This is a genomic window from Streptomyces sp. NPDC002446, from assembly GCF_053595675.1.
The window spans coordinates 1-17,327 of sequence record NZ_JBSFYC010000044.1; the positions used below are offsets into that span (position 1 = coordinate 1).

The window sequence follows — 17,327 nt, forward strand, 5'->3', positions numbered from 1 at the left end:
CGGAGGGGTAGGGGTTTCGGACGTAAAGCGAAGCAGTCCGAAACCCCTACCCCGGAGGACCGTCACCGGCAGCCGAACAGCCCCGCGCAGCGGCACCGCCCGCCGCAGGCGAACCACGCGCAACCCCCACGGCGGGAAAGCCGAAAACGTGGGCAGCCAGCCAAGGCGCAGCGGAACGGCCAACAACATCGGCCCACATAGAAAGCAAGCCGAGCGCAGCGTTTAGGCTACGACTCATGCGCCTCCCCCTCTTCCCGCTGAACTCGGTGCTGTTCCCGGGGCTCGTACTCCCGCTGAACGTCTTCGAGGCGCGGTACCGGGCGATGATGCGCGACCTGAGCGCGGCGCCCGAGGAGGAGCGCCGCTTCGCGGTGATCGCGATCCGCGACGGCCGGGAGGTGGCGCCCACCGCCCAGGGCATGCCGGACGCCACGCTGCCGTCCGAGGGCGGCCCCGCGGCGGGCTTCGGCGACGATCCGCTGCAGGCGTTCCACTCGGTGGGCTGCATCGCGGACGCGGCGACCATCCGGCCGAAGTCGTCCGCCGAGGACTCCGGCTACGAGGTCCTGGCCACCGGCACCACCCGCTTCCGGCTGCTGTCGGTGGACACCTCCGGGCCGTATCTGACGGGCGAGCTGGAGGAGCTGGAGGAGGACCAGGGGGAGGGCGCGGGCGCGCTCGCCTCCGGGGTCGTACGGGCCTTCCGTACGTACCAGAAGCGGCTGGCCTGGGCGAACGAGCGGACGCTGTCGAGCGGGCAGGACCTGCCGGCCGATCCGTCGGTGCTGTCGTACCTCGTCGCGGCCGCGGCCGTGCTGGACGTCCCCGCCAAGCAGCGGCTGCTGGAGGCGCCCGACACCGCCGGCCGCCTGGGACAGGAGCTGAAAGTCCTTCGCCAGGAGTCGGCGCTGCTCGGTAAGCTCCCGTCGCTGCCCGCCGTGGATCTCACCCGGCAGCCGACCAGCCCCAACTGACGCAAGGCACGAAGACGTTGGCGAAGAAGCCCAAGAAGTCCGGTGGTACGCCCGCGACGGTGGCGCTCACCGCGTCCGGTGTCCCGTTCACGGTGCACGCCTATGAGCACGATCCGGCCGCTCCCTCGTACGGCGCGGAGGCCGCCGAGGCCCTCGGCATCCCGGCCGACCAGGTGTTCAAGACGCTGCTGGCGGATGTCGACGGCACCTTGACGGTCGCCGTGGTGCCGGTGTCGGGGTCCTTGGACCTCAAGGCGCTGGCGGCCGCGGTGGGCGGCAAGCGGGCCGCGATGGCCGATCCGGCGGCGGCCGAGCGCAGTACCGGTTATGTCCTCGGCGGGATCTCGCCGCTGGGGCAGCGCAAGCGGCTGCGTACGGTCGTGGACGCCTCGGCCGAGGGCCGGCCGACGGTGTGTGTCTCGGCGGGGCGGCGGGGGCTGGAGGTCGAGCTGGCGCCGGCGGATCTGGTGGCGCTGACCGGCGCCCGGGTGGCGCCGATCGCGCGCGGCTGAGGGCCTGCGCGGGGCGGCCGGTGCGCGGCCGCCCCGGCCGCCGGTGTCGCGGGTCAGGCCGTCGTCGGCGGCTGCGGCCCGTGGTGGTCCTGCCCGCCGGGGTGGCCGTACGGGTCGTGGAGTCCGGACCAGTCCGGCGCCGGCGGCTCCGGGTCGCGGGGGCCGAAGAGACCGGTCAGCGCCAGCTGCGTGAGCATCGCGGCGATCGGCCAGGCCAGCAGCGCGCCCTTCGCCTGCAGCCGCAGCGGGCCCTCGAAGGTCACACCGGGGCCGACCTGCCTGGCGTGCGCGACCACGTCCGGGGTGGGGCCCAGCCACATGCCGGTCAGCCAGCCCAGGCCCGCGCCGAGCAGCCCGCCCAGGACCAGCGCCACGACCAGCGGGATCCCGCCGCGCCGGCGGAAGAGGAAGACCACGGCCGCGCTGAGCACCCCGAAGGCCAGGGAGAGCAGCACGAAGGTGCCGTCCGCGCCGATCGCCTCCTCCCCCTCGGTGTTCTTCAGATAGACGTTGCGGGCGTCCGAGACCAGCCCGACGTGCGGCGCGAGCCAGTTCCACAGCACGCCGAGCAGCACGCCGCTCACCGCGACCACGAGCGCGATCACCACGCCCTCGCGCAGCTCGCGCAGCAGCTCGGGACGGCCCGGGCCGTCGTCGCCGGCGGCGGCGTGCAGGGGCGCGGGCGCGGCCTGCGGGTACTGCGGCTCTTCGGGCGGTTGGTTTCCGGATGGCGTCAGCGGTGCGGTCACCCCGTCATCGTGCCAGGTGGGGCCGGGGGGACCGGAAGCAGGACGCCCGTTCGGGCCGACGGCACCGGTCACCGGGTCGCCGCCCTGCGGTACGCCCAGGTCGCGATGGCCAGCGAGAGCACACCGACGGCCGCGCAGACGCCCAGGTCGGCGGCGACCATCGCCCAGTCGGGGTGCGGGTCGAAGCTGCGCGCCAGCGCCTCCACGCCGTAGGTCGAGGGCAGCAGATCGCGGGTCCAGCCGACCACCTCGGGCATCCGCCCGGCCGGCAGCACCCCCAGCAGCAGCGCCGCCGACATGCCCAACTGGCCGCAGAGCGTGGCGAGTTCGGGGCGCGGTGCGAGCAGTCCGAGGGCCGCGCCGAGGCCGGCCAGCGCGGCGCCGGCCAGCGGGAGCACGGCGGCCAGCACCCAGAGGTGGGCCATCGGCAGCTGGAAGAGCACACAGCCGGTGACGGCGGTGACGATCGTCCCGGGCACGGTGAAGGAGGCGTAGGCGGCGGCCGCACCGAGCACCACGGCGGCCGGCGGGACCGGCAGCGTCGCGTAGTGGTCGAGCCCGCCGCCGGCCCGTAGCTGGCCGAAGTACTGGGCGAGCAGGTTGAGCGCCACGAAGGCGACGACCAGCACGCTGGAGCCGGAGACCACGGACCGCGCCGCCTCGCCGTCGTCGACCACCCCGCGCAGCAGGACCATGATCCCGATGGACTGGAAGGTGGCGACGAACAGCAGCGGGATCCGTGCGACCCGGGCCCGGGAGAGCTGGGCGCGGTAGACGGCGCCGAGCGCGGGCAGCAGGCGGGCGCGCGGCGCCAGCGGGGCGGCCCCGTCCTCGGACCACGCCGCGGCGCCCGGGGCCGCCCCGGCCACCGCCTGCGCGGGAACCACACTCACACCGCCACCCGGCCTTCCTCGCTGCCCGTGCAGCACTCGATACGTCCGCCGGTCCCGCGGTGTTCACCGCGCCCGGCACCTCCGCGGTGCCCGATACGTCCACTCACGCCTTGACCAGCCCTTCGCCCCGCCCGCCCAGGGCCAGACTGCAATCCTCCGGGGGACAACCCCCGGACCCCCGGCCGCCAGCCGCGTCCGCTCACGCCTTGACCAGCCCTTCGCCCCGCCCGCCCAGCGCCAGGTACACGTCCTCCAGGCTGGGCGTGGCGAGTGTGAAGTCGTCGAGGGCCGCGAAGGCGGGGCCCGCGGTCACCGCGGCCACGGCGGAGCGGGCCCGGTCGGCGGGGAGGCGGAGGGTCCAGCGGCGGCCGGAGGTGCGGGCGGCGGCTTCGAGGGCGGCGACCTCGGGGACGTCCAGCGGGGGGCGGTCGCGCCAGACCAGTTCCAGCCGTACCTCGTCGCTCACCATGTCCTTCAGCCCGCCGGGCGTGTCGCAGGCGATGACCCGGCCCCGGTCGATCACCGCGACCCGGTCGAGCACGCTCTCGGCCTCCAGGACGTTGTGGGTCACCAGCACCACCGTGACCCCGCGCTCGGCCCGGCGCCGGTCCACCGCGGCCCAGACGGCGCGCCGGGCGACCGGGTCCATGCCGGTGGTCGGCTCGTCCAGCACCAGCAGCGGCCGCTCGCCGATCAGCGCGGTGGCCACGCAGGCCAGCCGCCGCTGCCCGCCGGACAGCTTCTTCAGCGCCCGGCCGGCGATCTCCGCCAGGCCCAGCTCGTCGATCACCGCGTCCCGCTCGGCGCGTGCCTCGCGGGCCCCCAGGCCGCGCAGCCGGCCGGTGGTCTCCACGGCGAGGGCGACCGTCATCTCGTCCAGCGCGGTGGACTCCTGCCCCAGGTAGCCGAGGAGCCGGGCGGCCCGCTCGGGGTGGCGCACCAGGTCGTGGCCGAGTACGGCGATGCTGCCGGAGTCCGGGCGCAGCAGTCCGGTCAGCTGGCGCACCAGGGTGGACTTGCCGGCGCCGTTGGGGCCGAGCAGTCCGAAGATCTCGCCGCGGCGCACGTCCAGGGTGATGCCGTCGTTGGCCCGTACGGCGGGCGCCTGTGCCGCCCCGCGGCGCCCGCGCACCGCGGGGTACGTCTTGACCAGGTCCCGCACGGCGCACACCGGCACGCCGCGCTCCGCCTGTTTTGCGCCCGTCCTCACGAGCTACGAGGGTACGCGTCCTCGGCCCGCCCCCGGCCCGCGGGGCACCGGCGGGCGAGCCGGACGGCGGGCGTCAGTCGCCGATCGGCGCGTGCTCGGCGGCCGTGCGCAGATCGACCTCGCGCCAGAATCCGGCCCGGATCGCATAGCGGTCGTGCTCGTCGATCTGGTCGTCCTTGTGGGCGAGCAGCCCGAAACGGGCGGCGTAGCGCAGCAGTTCGCCGTCGATGCGGTGCGGGATGCGCGGGTACTCCGTCGACAGCTGCTGCAGATGCGCCGGGTCGGAGAGCCGCTCGGTCCAGCGGCGGGCGAAGACCTGGCCGACCTCGAAGGGGTCGCCGCTGACGGCGGTGATGTCCTCCTCGCGGTCGGCCCAGCGCTGCTCGGCGCTGGTGAGCTGGGCGAGGGTGGGCAGTCCCGCGGTCTCGGAGGGTTCGCCGACCGGGCCGCCGCGCTCGACCCAGCCCTTGTCGGACGACCAGCGCAGTGTGGCGCTCGCCGCGGGCTGGGACTGCTGGCCGGCCGCGCGGTCCCGGCCGAGCCCGGCCAGGTCCTTGGGGGTGGGGACGCCCCGCCCGGCGGTGGCGCCCGGCTCGGCGGCGGCCTGCCCGTCACCGTCGACGCCGGCCGCGGGCCCCGCCCCGTTGGAGCCGTTGCGCTCGTGCGCCCGGTCGGCCGGATCCGGGCCGGAGGCGGCGGCCGCGGCGGCCGCGACCGCGGACTCGGGCAGCGGTGCGGAGAGGATCGCGGCGATCTCGGGGCGGGGTACCGGCGGCGGGGCGCAGGGTCCGCCGAGCTCCTTGGCGCGCACCGCGCGGGTGATCCAGGCGCGGTCCAGCACCCGTCTCTCATCGGCCTCGGCGACCAGGTCCTCGGACTGGTTGTAGTCGCCGTCGGCGGCCTGTACGGCCCACAGGTGGACGGCGACGCCGTGTTCCTTCGCCGACATCAGGCCGGGCAGCAGATCGCCGTCGCCGGTGACCAGGACGATGTCGGAGCAGGCGCGGTTGCGGGCGAGCTCGGTCAGCTCGGCGTGCATGGCGGCGTCCACGCCCTTCTGCGCCCAGCGGCCGTCGCTGCGGGTCAGGGCGCCCAGCCGGACGGTGACCCGGGGCATCACGCGCAGTCTGCGGTGCTCGGGCTGCGGGACGCGGTCGGGGGCGCCGTCGAACCAGTAGATCCGCAGCAGCGGGCGTTCGGTGTCCGCCTCGGCGCGCTGGCGCAGGCCCTGGATGAGGGCGGCGTGATCGACGGTGATCCGGGAACGGGCGGGCTCTCCGGCGAGCAGACTCGCGGCGGCGCCGAGCAAATACCCGGCGTCCACCAGGACGACGCAGCGATCCACGTTCCACCCTCTTCCCTGAGGTGCTGAAAGTCCGGTCGCCCCCCGCTCGGCCCGTGGCACGAGTTCCCTTCGGCTTGCTTCGAGTCTGCCCGACCGTACGGGCGTTATCTGCCCGAACTCGATCATCGGCGTGGCGGATTCGGCGGGGATCTTGAGTACAGCGCGTGATCGGCCGCATCACACAGGGTAATTGCCTGAAATGCGGGCTTCTGTCCGACGTGTAAGTCTGGTCCAGGCCCCGATCCCAGATTCCCCCTCAGGAGGCAACGGTCATGGCCAAGGACAAGAAGCAGAACCGCAGTCAGCAGCAGAAGGCGGCATCCGCGGCCGAGCGCAGCCAGCAGGACGCCCAGAAGTCGGCCATGGAGGCGCAGTCGAAGTCCACCGGAGTCACCCCCGGAGACCTCGCCCGCAAGAACCGCGAGCGCCGCTTCGGCCACAACTGACCTGCGTTGAAGACGAGTTGAGGGGCGCGTCCATCGAGGACGCGCCCCTCGGGCAGCGCGCGGCGGCCGTCTGCCGCGGACTCAGCCCGCCAGGCAGGACGGACCGAGCAGCACCTTGAGGTCGCCGAACAACGACGGGTCGGGCGTGACCCGATGCCGGTCCAGCCGCAGCACCGTGGTCTTGCGCGCCCCCTGCAGCTTGATCCGCACCTCCGTGGAGCCGCGGTGGCTGCTGAGCACCTCGCCGAGCTTCTCGACCATCGGCGGGGTGACCTTGACCGTCGGGATGGTGATCGTCACCGGGGCGTTGGTGCCCGCCTCGGAGAGGTCGGGGACCATCATCTCCATGGCGACCAGCCGCGGGATGTCCTCGCGCTTGTCGAGGCGGCCCTTGACGAACACCACGGTGTCCTCGACGAGTTGGGTGGACACCAGCTGGTAGGTCGCGGGGAAGAACATGCAGTCGATGGAGCCGGCCAGGTCCTCGACGGTGGCGATCGCCCAGGCGTTGCCCTGCTTGGTCATCTTGCGCTGCAGGCCGGAGATGATGCCGCCGATGGTGACGATCGAGCCGTCGGAGTAGTCGCCGCCGGTGAGCTGGGCGATGGCGGCGTCGGCCTTGTCGGACAGCACGTGTTCCAGGCCGAAGAGCGGGTGGTCGGAGACGTAGAGACCGAGCATCTCGCGCTCCTGGGCGAGGAGGTAGGTCTTGTCCCACTCCACGTCCGAGAACTCGACGTCCAGACCGAAGCCGGGCCCGTCGTCGGCGCTGTCGTCGCCCATGCCGCCGAAGAGGTCGAACTGCCCCTCCGCCTCCTTGCGCTTGACCTGGACGACGTTGTCGATCATCGATTCGTAGTGCGCCGTCAGGCCCTTGCGGGTGTGGCCCATCTCGTCGAACGCGCCGGCCTTGATCAGCGATTCGGTGGTGCGCTTGTTGCAGACCACCGCGTCGACCTTGTCGAGGTAGTCGGGGAAGGAGGCGTACTTCCCCTTGGCCTTGCGGCAGCGGATGATCGAGTCGACGACGTTCTGGCCGACGTTGCGGACCGCGGTGAGGCCGAAGAGGATGACGTCGTCGCCCTGGGCGGCGAAGTTCGCCTCGGACTCGTTGACGTTCGGCGGCAGCACCTTGATGCCCATGCGCCGGCACTCGTTCAGATAGACCGCCGACTTGTCCTTGTCGTCGCGCACGGAGGTCAGCAGCGCGGACATGTACTCGGCCGGGTAGTTCGCCTTGAGGTAGGCGGTCCAGTACGTGACCAGGCCGTACGCGGAGGAGTGCGCCTTGTTGAAGGCGTAGCCGGCGAACGGGACCAGGACGTCCCACAGGGCCTGGATCGCCTCGTCCGAGAAGCCGTTCTTGCGGGCGCCGGCCTGGAAGATGCCGAAGTTCTTCGCCAGCTCCTCGGGCTTCTTCTTGCCCATGACGCGGCGGAGGATGTCGGCCTCGCCGAGCGAGTACCCGGCGATGATCTGGGCGGCCTTCTGCACCTGCTCCTGGTAGACGATCAGGCCGTAGGTGAGGCCGAGGACCTCCTTGAGGGGCTCCTCCAGCTCCTTGTGGATCGGGGTGATCTCCTGGAGGCCGTTCTTGCGCAGCGCGTAGTTGGTGTGCGAGTCCATGCCCATCGGGCCCGGGCGGTACAGGGCCGAGACGGCGGAGATGTCCTCGAAGTTGTCGGGCTTCATCAGCCGCAGCAGCGACCGCATCGGGCCGCCGTCGAACTGGAAGACGCCGAGCGTGTCACCGCGGCAGAGCATCTCGTAGGTCTTGGGGTCGTCCAGGGGGACGGAGAGCAGCTCCAGCTCGACGCCCTTGTTGGCCTTCACCATCTTGACGGCGTCGTCCATGATGGTCAGGTTGCGCAGGCCCAGGAAGTCCATCTTCAGCAGGCCCAGCGACTCGCACTGCGGGTAGTCCCACTGCGTGATCGTGACGCCGTCGGTGTGCCGCACCCAGACCGGGGCGTGGTCGGTGATGGTCTCGCTGGACATGATGACGCCGGCCGCGTGCACACCCATCTGCCGGACCAGGCCCTCGACGCCCTTGGCGGTGTCGATGACCTTCTTCACATCCGGTTCGTTCTCGTACATCGACCGGATCTCGCCCGCCTCGCTGTAGCGCGGGTGGCTGGGGTTGGTGATGCCGTCGAGGTCGATGCCCTTGCCGAGGACGTCGGCGGGCATGGCCTTGGTGAGGCGGTCGCCCATCGCGTACGGGTAGCCCAGGACGCGGGCGGAGTCCTTGATGGCGTTCTTGGCCTTGATCTTGCCGTAGGTGCCGATCATGGCGACCTTGTCGGCGCCGTACTTCTCCGTGACGTACCGGATCACTTCGACGCGCCTGCGCTCGTCGAAGTCGATGTCGACATCGGGCATGGACACGCGCTCGGGGTTGAGGAACCGCTCGAAGATCAGCCCGTGCTCGATCGGGTCGAGGTCGGTGATGCCCATGGCGTACGCCACGATCGAACCGGCCGCGGAACCACGGCCGGGGCCGACCGCGATGCCGTTGTTCTTGGCCCACATGATGAAGTCGGCGACGACGAGGAAGTAGCCGGGGAACCCCATCTGGATGATGACGTCCATCTCGTACTCGGCCTGCTTCTGGCGGTCCTCGGGGACGCCGCCCGGGTAGCGGCGGCCCATGCCGCGCCGGACCTCCTCCTGGAACCAGGTGACCTCCGTGAAGCCCTCGGGGATGTCGAACTTCGGCATCAGGTCGCGCTTTTCGAACATCCCGGTGATGTCGACCTGCTCGGCGACCAGGCGGGTGTTGGCGCAGCCCTCCTGCCAGGCGTCCGAGGAGTCGATGGCGTACATCTCCTCGGTGGACTTGAGGTAGTAGCCCGTGCCGTCGAAGCGGAAGCGGTCCGGGTCGGAGAGGTTCTTGCCCGTCTGGATGCACAGCAGCGCGTCATGGGCCGTGGACTCGTGGGCGTAGGTGTAGTGCGAGTCGTTGGTGACCAGCGGCGGGATGCCGAGTTCCTTGCCGATCTTGAGGAGGTCGTCGCGGACCCGGCGCTCGATCTCGATGCCGTGGTCCATCAGCTCCAGGAAGTACCGGTCCTTGCCGAAGATGTCCTGGTACTCGCCCGCGGCCTTGCGCGCCTCGTCGTACTGCCCCAGCCGCAGCCGGGTCTGCAGCTCACCGGACGGGCAGCCGGTGGAGGCGATCAGGCCCTCGGACCACTGGGCGATGGTCTCCTTGTCCATCCGCGGCCACTTCTGCAGCCAGCCCTCGGCGTACGCGTCCGAGGAGAGGCGGAAGAGGTTGTGCAGACCGGTCTTGTTGGCCGCCCAGATCGTCTTGTGGGTGTAACCACCCGAACCGGAGACGTCGTCGCGCTTCTGATGCGGCTGGCCCCACTGGATCTTGCGCTTGTTGCGCCGCGACTCGGGGGCGACATACGCCTCGATGCCGATGATCGGCGTCACCCCCGCCTTCTTCGCCGAGTGGAAGAAGTCGTAGGCGCCGTGGAGGTTGCCGTGGTCGGACATGGCGATATGCGTCATGCCCATGTCGTTGGCCGCCTTGAACATGTCCGACAGCCGCGCCGCACCGTCCAGCAGCGAGTACTGGGTGTGGACATGCAGGTGCGTGAACGGCGGCTTTGCCACGGCGGAGGACCTCCGGAAAACATGAGTCGGCTGGCACATCCCAGCGGCGGCTGGGGAGGGTGAGACGGTTTTGAAGTCTACGACTCCCCACTGACAACCGCGGGCGCCTCGGGCGTAACCTCACCCGTTGTCAGCGGGCACTCGAACACGCTCCCGCCCGTTGACCGTGGCAGACCCGCGACGCCCGCCGGCCGGCGGTCCGCCACGGCTTCTCGTACCACTTCCCGCACTTCAGGAGGCACCCAGCGATGCCGTCCCAGCACGCCCCGGCGCAGGACGCCGCGCAGCGCGGCGAGGAGATCCTCGCCGTCTTCGACACCGCCTTCGGAGAGCTGCTCGCCGCCGACCCCGCGGCCTTCCGCGTGAAGTTCCGCAAGATGGCCGCCTCCGCGTTCGCCTTCTACCGGGGCACGGCGTGCCTGTTCTACCGCGACCTGGAGGCGCAGGCCGCGCTGGACGGGGGCCAGGACGGCGGCCCGTATCTGGACGAGCGGACCGGCCGGGTGTGGATCCACGGCGATCTGCACGCCGAGAACTTCGGCACCTACATGGACTCCACCGGTCGGCTGATCTTCAACGTCAACGACTTCGACGAGGCCTACGTCGGCCCGTTCACCTGGGACCTCAAGCGGTTCGCCGCCTCGGTCGCGCTGGTCGGCTACGCCAAGGCGCTCAGCGACGAGCAGATCACCGGCCTGGTGCGGACGTACGCGGCCGCCTACCGGGAGCGGATCCACGCGCTGGCCACCGGGGCCAAGGACGACGAGGTGCCGCCCTTCACGCTGGACACCTCCGAGGGCCCGCTGCTGGACGCGCTGCGCGACGCCCGCTCGCTGACCCGGTTCGCCCTGCTGGACTCGATGACCGAGATCCGCGACTTCGAGCGGCGCTTCGCGGCGGGCGGCGGCAGCGTCGAGCTGGACGCGGCGACCCGCTACAAGGTGCTCGCCGCCTTCGACGGCTATCTGGAGACGCTGCCGGAGTCGAGCCTGGACCGCCCGGACTCCTACCGGGTCAAGGACGTGGTGGGCCGGCGCGGCATCGGCATCGGCTCGGCGGGGCTGCCGTCGTACAACATCCTTCTGGAGGGCAACAGCGACGCCCTGGAGAACGATGTGGTGATCTACATGAAGCAGGCCCAGACCCCGGCCGTCTCCCGGCACGTCACCGACCCCGCGGTCCGCGGCTACTTCCAGCACGAGGGCCACCGCACGGTCATCTCGCAGCGGGCCCTGCAGGACCACGCCGACCCGTGGCTGGGCTGGACCGAGCTGGACGGCGCGGGCCAGCTGGTCGCCGAGATCTCCCCGTACGCGGTCGATCTGGACTGGTCGGACATCGACGACCCGGAGGAGATCGCCGCGGTCGTCGCCGACCTGGGCCGGGCGACGGCCACGATGCACGCCGCGGCGGACGACGAGAGCGGCCACTCCCTCGTGCCGTTCTCGACCGAGCGGGCCATCGACGCGGCCATCGCGGCCGACGAGGAGGGCTTCGCGCCGCTGCTGGTGGACTTCGCGCACGCGTACGGCGCCCGGGCCCGCGCCGACCACCAGATCTTCGTGGACCTCTTCCGCAACGGGCGGATCCCCGGCCTGTAGGGGCGAGGCGGCCGGAGGAACAGGGCGCCGGCGCGTGCCCTGCGCCGAAATTCTGCCGTTATGCAGGACTTCGGTCCCTCTTAGCCGCCACTTACCCCGGCCCATGGCACACTCAGCAGCAATGGACATCTCGGCGGCACACCTGCGGGCACTGCGCGCGGCGCTCTTCACGGCGCTGTGCGTGACGCTGTCCGCGGCGTCCCATGTGCTGCTGTCCCGGATGCCGCTGCCGCTGACCACCGTCGCCGCGCTCTGTGCCGCCGTCTTCGCGCTCGCCTACGCGCTGGCCGGCCGCGAGCGCGGCTACTGGCGGATCGCGGCCCTGCTGCTCCCCCTGGAGCTCGCCGCCGACCTGGTCTTCAGCATCGGCCAGCACACCTGTTACGGCGGGGCCGGCGGCCCGGTGGCGGGCCCGCTGCGCTCGCTGGGAGTGGATCTGCTCTGCGGCGGTGGCGAGGTCGGCGGGCCCCTGGCGCGGCTGTCCGAGGACGCCGCCGCGCCCGCCGCGACCTGGCTGCTGCTGCTCGCGGCGCATCTGGCGACCGGGCTGCTGGCGGCCGGCTGGCTGCGCCGCGGCGAGGCCGCGCTGGTCCAGGTGCTGGGCGCGGTGGCCGGCTGCGCCTTCCGCCCGCTGCTGATCGCCGTCGCGGTGATCGGCGCCACGGCCGCCCCAGGTCCCCGGGCGCCCGCCCCCGTACGGGCCGTCCGCCCGGCCCGTGCCGTCCCCCTGCTGGTGCACTGCGTCGTGCGGCGTGGGCCGCCCTGCGCGCTCGCTGCGTAACCGCCCGGTCCCGCACCCGGCCCCGCGCAGCGCGCGTACGCCGGCGCCTTGCGCGCGTACGCCTTCGGCAGCACGCACCCCACCCACGGAACTCCACGGAGCAGGAACAGTCATGAGCAACCGCAACAGCCAGGCAAACAAGCAGGCGGCCCGCGAGCGGCTGCGCGCCGAGCGCGAGCGGCAGGCGAAGAAGGACCGGGTCCGCCGGCAGCTGATCGTCGGCGGTGCGATCGTCGGCGTGCTGGCGATCGCCGGCGGTATCGGAGTGGCCATCGCCAACCTGGGCGGCGGCGAGTCCACGGCGGAGAAGGCCGCGGCCGGCGACAGCGCGTGGGCGAAGGCCGCGAAGGCCAAGCTCGTCAAGCCCGCCAACACCAGCGGCGCCCAGGGCACCACCATCGTCATCGGCAAGAAGGACGCCAAGAACACCGTCAGCCTCTTCGAGGACCCGCGCTGCCCCGGCTGCGCCAACTTCGAGCAGAACGTCGGCGCGACCGTCGAGAAGGACATCAAGGACGGCAAGTACAAGGCGGCCTACCACCTGGGCACGTTCCTCGACAACAACCTCAGGGGCACCGGCTCCAAGAACGCGGTGTCCGCGCTGGGCGCCGCCCTGAACGTCAGCCCGGAAGCCTTCCTGAAGTACAAGTACGCGCTGTTCTCCAAGGAGTTCCACCCGGAGGAGACCGGCCCGGACAAGTTCGCCGACGACGCCTACCTGGTCAAGGTCGCCGACACCGTCCCGGCACTCAAGGGCAACGCCGCCTTCCAGAAGGCGGTCAAGGCCGGCACGTACGACCGCTGGGCGCTGGAGGTCTCCGGCGAGTTCAACTCGCACAAGGACGTCACCAACACCCCGACGGTGAAGGTCAACGACACCGTCATCGGCACCGACACCCCGCAGGGCAAGGCGGCGCCGTCGACCGTGGCCGCCTACAACTCCCTGGTCGACCAGAACCTGAAGAAGTGATCTGACCGCCCGGCCGGCGCGCCGCCGCGCGCCGGCCGATGCCGAATCTTGACTCCGCCCGGTGGCGTGCACATGGCAGACTCCCGCCCATGCGGGCGAGGGAAGTGCGCCCGGGTGCCCGGCCCGCGGGCGCGCCGGGGGCCGAGCTGAGGGTGGTGCGGGCGGCGCTGTTCACCGCGCTGTGCGCCACCCTGTCCGCCGCCTCCCATGTGCTGCTCTCGCACGCCCCTCTGCCTCCCGCCGCGCTCGTCGCGGTCTGTGCCGGTGTCTTCTCGGCCGCCCATGCCCTGATGGGCCGCGAACAACGGGGCTTTTGCCGCATCGCCGCGTGGCTGGTGCCGCTGGAGCTGGCCGCGGACACCGTCTTCACCGCCGGGCAGCACACCTGTTACGGCCCGGCCGGCGGCCCGCTCACCGGTCCGCTGCGCTCGTTCGGCGTCCATCTGCTGTGCGGGCACGGCGAGTTGGGCGCCCCGCTGGCACGGATCGCCGCGCACCCGGGCTCCCCGCTGCCGTCGGCCCTGCCGGCGGCCGTGCCCTGGCTGCTGCTCGCGGCCCACCTCGCGGTCGGTCTGCTCGCCGCCTGCTGGCTGCACCGCGGCGACGCCGCCCTGGACGCCCTGCTGCGGGCGGCCGCGACCGCCGCCTTCCGCCCGCTGCGGACCGCCGCCGCGGTGGCCGGCGCCGCGGCCGCCCCGCCCCGCCGGCACCTGTGCCCGACGCGCCCGCCCCGGCCGGCCCGCCCGCTCCCCTTCCTCATGCGCTGCGTACGGCGCCGCGGCCCTCCCCCGCCGCCCCCAGAGCGCGCGCGGTTCTGCCACCGCCCCGCCGCCGTCTGACATTCCGCACGAGCCGACCACCCCCAAGGACGGGACCCCCCATGAGCAACCGCAACAGCCAGGCCAGCAAGCAGGCCGCCCGCGAGCGCATCCGTGCCGAGCGCGAGCGGCAGAAGAAGCAGGAGCGGCTGCGCCGCCAACTCGTCGTGGCAGGCTCGGTCGTCGGCATCCTGGCCGTGGCCGGCGGCATCGGCTTCGCCGTGGTGAAGGCCAACGAGCCGAAGGGCTGGGAGGCCGCCAAGGAGGCCAAGCCCGTCGCGCCGGCGCACACCCAGGGCAAGGACCACACCGAGATCCTGATCGGCGACCCGAAGGCCAAGGAGACCCTGGAGGTCTTCGAGGACGTCCGCTGCCCGGCGTGCGCGGCCTTCGAGCAGAGCAGCGGCGAGGCGCTGCTCAAGGACATCGAGGACGGCCGGTACCGGGTCCGCTTCACGATGTACACCTTCATCGACGACAACGCGGGCGGCGAGGGCTCCAAGAACGCGCTGAGCGCGCTGGGCGCGGCGCTGAACGTCAGCCCGGAGGCCTTCTTGAAGTACAAGGCGGCGCTGTACTCCACCAAGTACCACCCCGACGAGCGCGAGGACCTCTACGCCAAGGACTCCGAGCTGCTCAAGGCCGCCGGTGAGGTGCCGGAGCTGAAGAACAACAAGGCGTTCGCGACGGCGGTCAGGAAGGGCACCTACGACCGCTGGACGATGGACATGACCGCGCTGTTCGGCCGCAAGGGCGTCAAGGGCACGCCGACCTTCCTGCACGGCGGCAAGAAGCTGGTGATGGACCAGATCCCGCAGCGCCGGATGACGCAGGCGCAGTACAACCGGCTCGCCCTGGAGAACTTCCGGAAGATGATCGACAAGGAGTTCGGGCCGGCGAAGGGGACGGGCGCCGGAAAGGGCTCCGGCCAGGGAGGCGGAAAGGGCATCCGCGAGGGCGAAAAGGACCCGTCGGCCACCCGCTGAGCGGATTACGGACAACGGGGAGGCGAATTCTCGGGATTCCCGTGCATCGCCCTCCCGTTGTCCGTTACCGGCCAGTAAGGTGATCGGCCGTGACCGCTCATGATCAGATATCTCGCCGCACCGCCGTCACGGCCGTAGCCGCCACCGCCGCCCTTCTGCCGTTCGCCGGTGCCGCCCCCGCGTACGCCCAACAGGACCCGGACCAGGGCCGGTTCTTCCAGCACGGCGTCGCCTCCGGCGACCCGCTCCCGGACGGCGTGCTGCTGTGGACCCGGGTCACCCCGGTCCCGTCGGCCACCCCCGGCTCCGGCCGCGGCCCGGCCACCGAGGTGAGCTGGCAGGTGGCGGCCGACCAGGACTTCGCCACCGTCGTCGCACGGGGCCGGGTCACCACCTCGGCGGCCGCCGACCACACCGTCAAGGCGGACGTCCGCGGTCTGCGCCCGGCCACCCGCTACTACTACCGCTTCACCGTCGACGGGCAGCACTCCCCCGTCGGCCGGACCCGCACCGCCCCCGCGCACGACGCCGCGCCCGGCAACGTCCGCTTCGGCGTGGTCTCCTGCGCCAACTGGGAGTCCGGCTACTTCTCGCCGTACCGGCACCTGGCGGCCCGCACCGAGCTGGACGCGGTGCTGCACCTCGGCGACTACCTCTACGAGTACAAGTCCGGCGAGTACCCGGACTTCAAGTACGTCGTCCGCCCGCACTCCCCCGCGCACGAGCTGCTCACGCTCGCCGACTACCGCATCCGGCACGGCGCGCACAAGACCGACCCGGACGCGCTGGCCATGCACGCCGCCCACCCGGTCATCGCCATCTGGGACGACCACGAGTTCGCCGACAACGCCTGGCGGGGCGGCGCGGTGAACCACACGCCGGACACCGAGGGCTCCTGGCAGGCGCGGATGGCCGCCGCGAAGCAGGCGTACTTCGAGTGGATGCCGGTACGCCCCTCCATCGCCGGCACCACCTACCGCCGGCTGCGCTTCGGCTCGCTCGCCGATCTGCACCTGCTGGACCTGCGCTCGTTCCGCGACGAGCAGGCCAAGCCGGGCAGCGGCGCGGTCGACGACCCGAGCCGGACGATCACCGGGCGGGCCCAACTGGACTGGCTCAAGGGCGGCCTGGAGCGGTCGGACACCGCCTGGCGGCTGGTCGGCACCTCGGTCATGGTCTCGCAGGTCGCCTTCGGCTCCCTGCCCGCCCATCTGCTCGGCCCGCTCGCCGAGATCCTCGGCATCCCCAAGGAGGGCCTGGCGGCCAACACCGACCAGTGGGACGGCTACACCGACGACCGGCACGAACTGCTGAGCCACCTCAGCGACCGCGGGATCGACAACACCGTGTTCCTCACGGGCGACATCCACATGGCCTGGGCCAACGACGTACCGCTGAAGGCGGCGACCTACCCCGCCACCCGGCCGGTGGCGACGGAGTTCGTGGTCACCTCCGTCACCTCCGACAACGTGGACGACTTCCTGCACGTCGCCCCCCACACCGTCTCGCTGGCCGGCGTCGCCGCCATCAGGGCCGCCAACCGGCATGTGAAGTGGCTGGACATGGACTCGCACGGCTACGGCGTCCTGGACGTCAGCGCCGAGCGCACGCAGATGGACTACTTCGGCATCTCCGACAAGACCGACCCCCACGCCACCAGCCGGCATCTGCGCTCGTACCGCACGCGGACCGGCAGCCAGCAGGTGGAGCGGGCGGACGGGCCGGTCGCCTAGGCGCGCCCCGGCCCCGCCGGCCGCGCGACGCCCGTCACAGACTGTCCAGGAAGGCCAGCGCCACCTTCCAGGCGCTCTCCGCCGCCTCGGCGTCGTAGTCCGGCAGGTCGGGGTCGGTGAAGAGATGGCCGGCGCCGGCGTAGCGGAAGACCTCCACGTCCGCGCCGGCCCGGCGCATCTGCAGGTACCAGGCGGTCAGCCAGTCGTGCGGCTCGTAGGGGTCCGGGTCGGCGACGTGCAGCTGCACCGGCAGATCGTCGGCGACGGCACCCTCGGCGATGTCGGAGGTGCCGTGCAGCAACAGCAGCCCGCGGGTCTTCTCGTCGCCCAGCGCGAGGGTCTGGGCGACCGAGCCGCCGAAGGAGAGGCCGGCGTAGACCAGGCCGCGGTCGGAGTACGGCGCGGCGGCCGCGATGGCGCGCTTGAGCAGCTCCTCCTTGCCGATCCCGTCCTTGATGAGGATGCCGTCCGGCACCGACTCGGCGGTCCGCCCGTCGAACAGGTCGGGGACGATCACCTCGTGTCCCGCGGCGCGCAGCCGGTCCGCGGCGGCGTGCACCGCGGGGCGGAGCCCGCACACCGAATGGAACAGGACAATCGTCGAAGGCCCGCTGGTCGCGGGCTCGGTGGAGGCCGGCACTGCATCACTTCCCTGGATCGGATCGCTCTGGCCCCATCGTGCCAT

15 protein-coding genes are annotated in these 17,327 nt (G+C 72.1%); 9 read left to right on the plus strand and 6 right to left on the minus strand.

Annotated elements, in window-relative coordinates:
* Positions 1-236 precede the first annotated feature (236 nt).
* Both ACWD6P_RS23570 and ybaK read left to right on the plus strand, forming a co-directional pair.
* The gene (locus tag ACWD6P_RS23570) at positions 237-974 is read left to right on the plus strand and encodes an LON peptidase substrate-binding domain-containing protein (protein ID WP_451446127.1); all 738 of its coding nucleotides are present in this window, start codon (positions 237-239) and stop codon (positions 972-974) included.
* A gap of 17 nt (positions 975-991) precedes the next feature.
* Positions 992-1,486, plus strand: coding sequence for a Cys-tRNA(Pro) deacylase (gene ybaK / locus ACWD6P_RS23575; protein WP_451446128.1), 495 nt, complete (start codon positions 992-994; stop codon positions 1,484-1,486).
* A gap of 53 nt (positions 1,487-1,539) precedes the next feature.
* Here ybaK and ACWD6P_RS23580 read toward each other — a convergent pair whose 3' ends face one another.
* The 4 genes from ACWD6P_RS23580 to ACWD6P_RS23595 all read right to left on the minus strand — a co-directional run bounded on the left by ACWD6P_RS23580 (position 1,540) and on the right by ACWD6P_RS23595 (position 5,683).
* Positions 1,540-2,235, minus strand: a complete 696-nt coding sequence (locus ACWD6P_RS23580) for an ABC transporter permease (protein ID WP_451446129.1) — start codon at positions 2,233-2,235, stop codon at positions 1,540-1,542.
* A 68-nt stretch (positions 2,236-2,303) separates the two neighbouring features.
* Entirely contained in the window at positions 2,304-3,128 is an 825-nt protein-coding gene (locus ACWD6P_RS23585; RefSeq protein ID WP_451446130.1) for an ABC transporter permease, read from the minus strand.
* 199 nt (positions 3,129-3,327) lie between these two features.
* Positions 3,328-4,338 carry an ABC transporter ATP-binding protein gene (locus tag ACWD6P_RS23590; RefSeq protein WP_451446131.1) on the minus strand — a complete coding sequence of 337 codons (1,011 nt, stop codon included), beginning with the start codon at positions 4,336-4,338 and terminating at the stop codon, positions 3,328-3,330.
* A gap of 73 nt (positions 4,339-4,411) precedes the next feature.
* Positions 4,412-5,683 carry an NYN domain-containing protein gene (locus tag ACWD6P_RS23595; RefSeq protein WP_451446132.1) on the minus strand — a complete coding sequence of 424 codons (1,272 nt, stop codon included), beginning with the start codon at positions 5,681-5,683 and terminating at the stop codon, positions 4,412-4,414.
* Positions 5,684-5,955: 272 nt separating this feature from the next.
* Here ACWD6P_RS23595 and ACWD6P_RS23600 point away from each other — a divergent pair, with 272 nt between their 5' ends.
* Positions 5,956-6,129, plus strand: a complete 174-nt coding sequence (locus tag ACWD6P_RS23600; protein ID WP_451446133.1) for a hypothetical protein — start codon at positions 5,956-5,958, stop codon at positions 6,127-6,129.
* Between the two features lie 81 nt (positions 6,130-6,210).
* Here ACWD6P_RS23600 and dnaE read toward each other — a convergent pair whose 3' ends face one another.
* Positions 6,211-9,753, minus strand: coding sequence for a DNA polymerase III subunit alpha (gene dnaE / locus ACWD6P_RS23605; protein ID WP_451446134.1), 3,543 nt, complete (start codon positions 9,751-9,753; stop codon positions 6,211-6,213).
* A 248-nt stretch (positions 9,754-10,001) separates the two neighbouring features.
* Here dnaE and ACWD6P_RS23610 point away from each other — a divergent pair, with 248 nt between their 5' ends.
* The 6 genes from ACWD6P_RS23610 to ACWD6P_RS23635 all read left to right on the plus strand — a co-directional run bounded on the left by ACWD6P_RS23610 (position 10,002) and on the right by ACWD6P_RS23635 (position 16,642).
* Positions 10,002-11,354, plus strand: coding sequence for a DUF2252 domain-containing protein (locus ACWD6P_RS23610; RefSeq protein WP_451446135.1), 1,353 nt, complete (start codon positions 10,002-10,004; stop codon positions 11,352-11,354).
* 121 nt (positions 11,355-11,475) lie between these two features.
* Entirely contained in the window at positions 11,476-12,135 is a 660-nt protein-coding gene (locus tag ACWD6P_RS23615; protein ID WP_451446136.1) for a hypothetical protein, read from the plus strand.
* Positions 12,136-12,247: 112 nt separating this feature from the next.
* Positions 12,248-13,105, plus strand: a complete 858-nt coding sequence (locus ACWD6P_RS23620; RefSeq protein ID WP_451446137.1) for a thioredoxin domain-containing protein — start codon at positions 12,248-12,250, stop codon at positions 13,103-13,105.
* 89 nt (positions 13,106-13,194) lie between these two features.
* Positions 13,195-13,944, plus strand: coding sequence for a hypothetical protein (locus ACWD6P_RS23625; RefSeq protein ID WP_451446138.1), 750 nt, complete (start codon positions 13,195-13,197; stop codon positions 13,942-13,944).
* A 41-nt stretch (positions 13,945-13,985) separates the two neighbouring features.
* Positions 13,986-14,909, plus strand: coding sequence for a thioredoxin domain-containing protein (locus tag ACWD6P_RS23630; RefSeq protein ID WP_451446139.1), 924 nt, complete (start codon positions 13,986-13,988; stop codon positions 14,907-14,909).
* An 89-nt stretch (positions 14,910-14,998) separates the two neighbouring features.
* On the plus strand, positions 14,999-16,642 hold the full coding sequence (locus tag ACWD6P_RS23635; RefSeq protein ID WP_451446140.1) for an alkaline phosphatase D family protein: 1,644 nt from the start codon (positions 14,999-15,001) through the stop codon (positions 16,640-16,642).
* Positions 16,643-16,676: 34 nt separating this feature from the next.
* On the opposite strand, the gene ACWD6P_RS23640 is transcribed toward ACWD6P_RS23635, so the two are convergent.
* Positions 16,677-17,282, minus strand: coding sequence for a dienelactone hydrolase family protein (locus ACWD6P_RS23640; protein ID WP_451446141.1), 606 nt, complete (start codon positions 17,280-17,282; stop codon positions 16,677-16,679).
* Positions 17,283-17,327: the final 45 nt, after the last annotated feature.